Origin of the sequence: Streptomyces alkaliterrae, from assembly GCF_007097205.2 — a bacterium.
Lineage (GTDB): Bacteria > Actinomycetota > Actinomycetes > Streptomycetales > Streptomycetaceae > Streptomyces > Streptomyces alkaliterrae.
The window spans coordinates 1-3,131 of record NZ_VJYK02000451.1; the positions used below are offsets into that span (position 1 = coordinate 1).

2 protein-coding genes are annotated in these 3,131 nt (G+C 74.5%); one reads left to right on the top strand and one right to left on the bottom strand.

Going from position 1 to position 3,131, the window contains the following annotated elements; all coding sequences use genetic code 11:
• Positions 1-115: 115 nt before the first annotated feature.
• A complete protein-coding gene (locus tag FNX44_RS25435; RefSeq protein WP_143651332.1) occupies positions 116-1,507 on the top strand; it encodes a glutamine synthetase family protein in 1,392 nt (463 codons plus the stop codon).
• Here the strand turns inward: FNX44_RS25435 and FNX44_RS25440 are convergent.
• Positions 1,504-3,131: helix-turn-helix transcriptional regulator (locus tag FNX44_RS25440; RefSeq protein WP_228450217.1), on the bottom strand; the 1,628-nt coding region annotated here is incomplete at its 5' end. The genes FNX44_RS25435 and FNX44_RS25440 overlap by 4 nt on opposite strands.

Here is a 3,131-nt window from a genome sequence, read left to right on the forward strand (position 1 = left end):
CCGTGACGGCCACCCTGCCGGGCCCCCGAACCGACCAGCACGCCCCGAAGCACTCCCCGAAGCACTCCCCGAACGAACAGAACGAGCAGAGCGACCAGAACGCCGAGGTGCGTCGATGAACACCACCACCACCGCCCGCCCCGGCGGGACGACGCCCGATCCCTACGAGCGGCTGCGCGCCGAGATCGCCGCCGGCCGTGTCCAGGAGGTCATCGTCGCCGTCCCCGACCTCCAGGGCCGACTCCAGGGCAGCCGACTGGCCGCCGACCACTTCCTCAACGAGGCCGCCGAGCACGGCTTCGACGCCTGCGTCTACCTGCTGGCCACCGACGTCGAGATGGACACCGGCCCCGGCTACGCCATCGACGCCTGGAACAGCGGCTTCGGCGACTTCACGCTGCGCCCCGACCCGGCCTCCCAGCGCACCCTGCCCTGGGACGAGGGCACGGCGCTGGTGCTCGCCGACGCCACCTGGCACGACGGCACGCCTGTCGCCGTCGCTCCCCGCCACGTCCTGCGGCAGCAGCTCGACCGGCTCGCCGAACGAGGCCTGGCCGCCTACGCCGGAACGGAGCTGGAGTTCCTGGTCTTCAACGAGGACTACCAGCAGTCCTGGGACCGCCGCTACCACGACCTCACCCCCGCCACCCGCTACAACGTGGACTACGCGCTCCAGGGACTGTCGGGCGTGGAGCCGCTGGTGCGCCGCATCCGCCGGGAGATGGTCCGCGCCGGCCTGCGGATGGAGACCGCCCGCGCCGAGGTGCACCCCGGCCAGTACGAGATCGTCTTCCGCTACGACGAGGCGATGCGCACCTGCGACAACCACGTCCTCTTCAAGAACGGCGCCAAGGAGATCGCCGCGCAGGAGGGTCGGGCGCTGACCTTCATGCCGAAGTTCGACACCGGCGAGGGCAACTCCTGCCACGTCCACCTCTCGCTGCGCGACACCGGCGGCGGCGCGGTCCTCGCCGACCCCGACGACCCGGACGGCATGTCGGAACTGATGCGCCACTTCGTCGCCGGGCAGCTCGACGCCCTCGCCGACTTCACCCTGCTGATGGCGCCGAACGTCAACTCCTACAAGCGGCTCCAGCCCGGCGCGTTCGCCCCCACCGGCATCGGCTGGGGCCGGGACAACCGCACCTGCCCGGTACGGGTCGTCGGCTCCGGCCACTCCCTGCGCATCGAGCACCGGGTGCCCGGCGGTGACGCCAACCCCTACCTGGCCGTCGCCGCGGTCGTGGCCGCCGGCCTGTACGGCATCGAGAACCGGCTCCCGCTGCCCGAGCCGCACCGCGCCAACGCCCTGGCGGACCCGACCGTGCCGAGGCTGCCGAGCACCCTCACCGAGGCGCTGCACCGCTGGGAGAGCAGCGCCCTGGCAAACGAGGTCTTCGGCAAGGAGACCGTCGCCCACTACGCGCAGGCCGCCAGGACGGAACTGGCCGCCTTCGAGAGCGCGGTGACCGACTGGGAACGCGTCCGGGGCTTCGAACGCCTTTAGCGTGCGCGGGCCCGCGGATCGGGACGCGGTGAGGCGGGCGCGCCGGCCGCGAGTGCGGCCGCCAGCCCGCGCCGGCCGGGGGAGTCCAGCTTCGCGTAGGTGTTCGTCAGGTGCATCTCCACCGTCCGCAGGCTGACGAACAGGTGGCCGGCGATCTGGCGGTTTGTCATGCCGTCGGCCGCCAGCCTGGCCACTCGCAGCTCCGCCGGCGTCAGGGCGGCGTAGCCGTGGAACGCGCGGGCGCGCGGACGGTCGCCGAGTTCGCCCAGTGCGCGTGCCGCGGCGGACGCGACCGGTTCGGCACCGCACTCCCGCGCCACGTCGAGTGCCTCCCGCAGCGCGGCGCGGGCGGCGGAGGCGTCCGACTCCCCGGCCAGCCGTCTGCCGAGGTCGACCAGCGCTTCCGCGAACCACAGCTGCGCCCCGGTCTCCCGGAGGAGTTCCACCGCTTCCCGCAGCCGGTCGAGGGCGGCTTCCCCCGGCGACACGGCCGCGTCGACCCGCAGCGCGTGGCCGACGAGTTCGGGCACGCCCGAGGCGAGGGCCAGTTCCCGTTCCTCCGCGGCGAGCGTCCGCGCACCGCGTGAATCGCCGAGCCCGACGCGGACCAGGGCCGCCCCCGAGCGCCAGCGGTGGAAGAGCGGTCCGGCGGTCCCCCGGTCCGTGCCCCGCGCGCCGCACGCCGCGAAGTCCGCGGCGGCATCGGCGAGCCGGCCTCGCGCCGCGTGCAGCCGGGCCCGCGCGAAGAGTGTGTGGTCGTGTCCCCAGCGTCCGTCGAGCGCGCCGTGCGCCCCGGCTGCCGTCAGGGCCCGCTCCGCCTCGTCGAGCCGTCCGAGGTCGACAAGCGCCTCCACCAGGACGGCGGTCGGCAGCACGGGGCAGGTGCCCAGCCGCTGGACGGGCTCGGCTCCGGCTGCCGTGTCGAGGGCCGCCGAGGCGTCGGCACGGGCCTCGTCGAGCCGCCCGAGGCGGTGGCTCAGGCTCGCTCTCAGGGTGAGCGCGTGCGCCAGGTGGTGGGGTCGGTCGGCGAGGTGGCCGTGACAGGCGACGGCCGAGTCGGCGTGGTCGAGAGCGGCGCCGGGTTCTCCGGCCCAGCCGAGTACCAGGAGCGCGACGCCGTGGATTCCGGACTCGTCGTCGGCCGGGTGGAGCCCGCAGGTCAGCGCGGTCCGGGCGGCCTCGCCTGCCCGCCGCGGATTCTCGCCGACCAGCGCCTCCCGTAACGCCAGCAGCGCGGCGTGGTGCCGCACCGAGGTCACCGCGTGGGCGTCCGCGAAACTCCCCGCGACGAGCGTTTCGCGCCCCTCGGCTGCGGTGTCACCGTGGGCGAGCGTGGTGAGCAGGGCGTCCACGGCCACGGCTCCGGTGTGCGTCGCCGACTCTCCATCGGCAGAGGCCTCCGTCAGACCGCGAAGCAGCCGTAGTGCCTCCGGATGTCGGCCGGCGCTCGCGAGCGCCGCGGCCAGCCGCCGGCCGGTGGTCGTGCGCTCGTCCTCCGAGGTCGTCAACTCCATTCTGTGACGCAGGAGTTGGAGAGCGGGCGGCTCGTCGCGGTCCGGCACGGCGGCCGCGTCGGTCGTGTGGGCCATCTGGGTGAGGGGGTGCGGCAGGGCACGGGGAGGGT

Coding starts and splice junctions, on each gene's coding strand:
- FNX44_RS25435 (WP_143651332.1), top strand. CDS start 116: ATGAACACCACCACCACCGCCCGCCCCGGCGGGACGACGCCCGATCCC.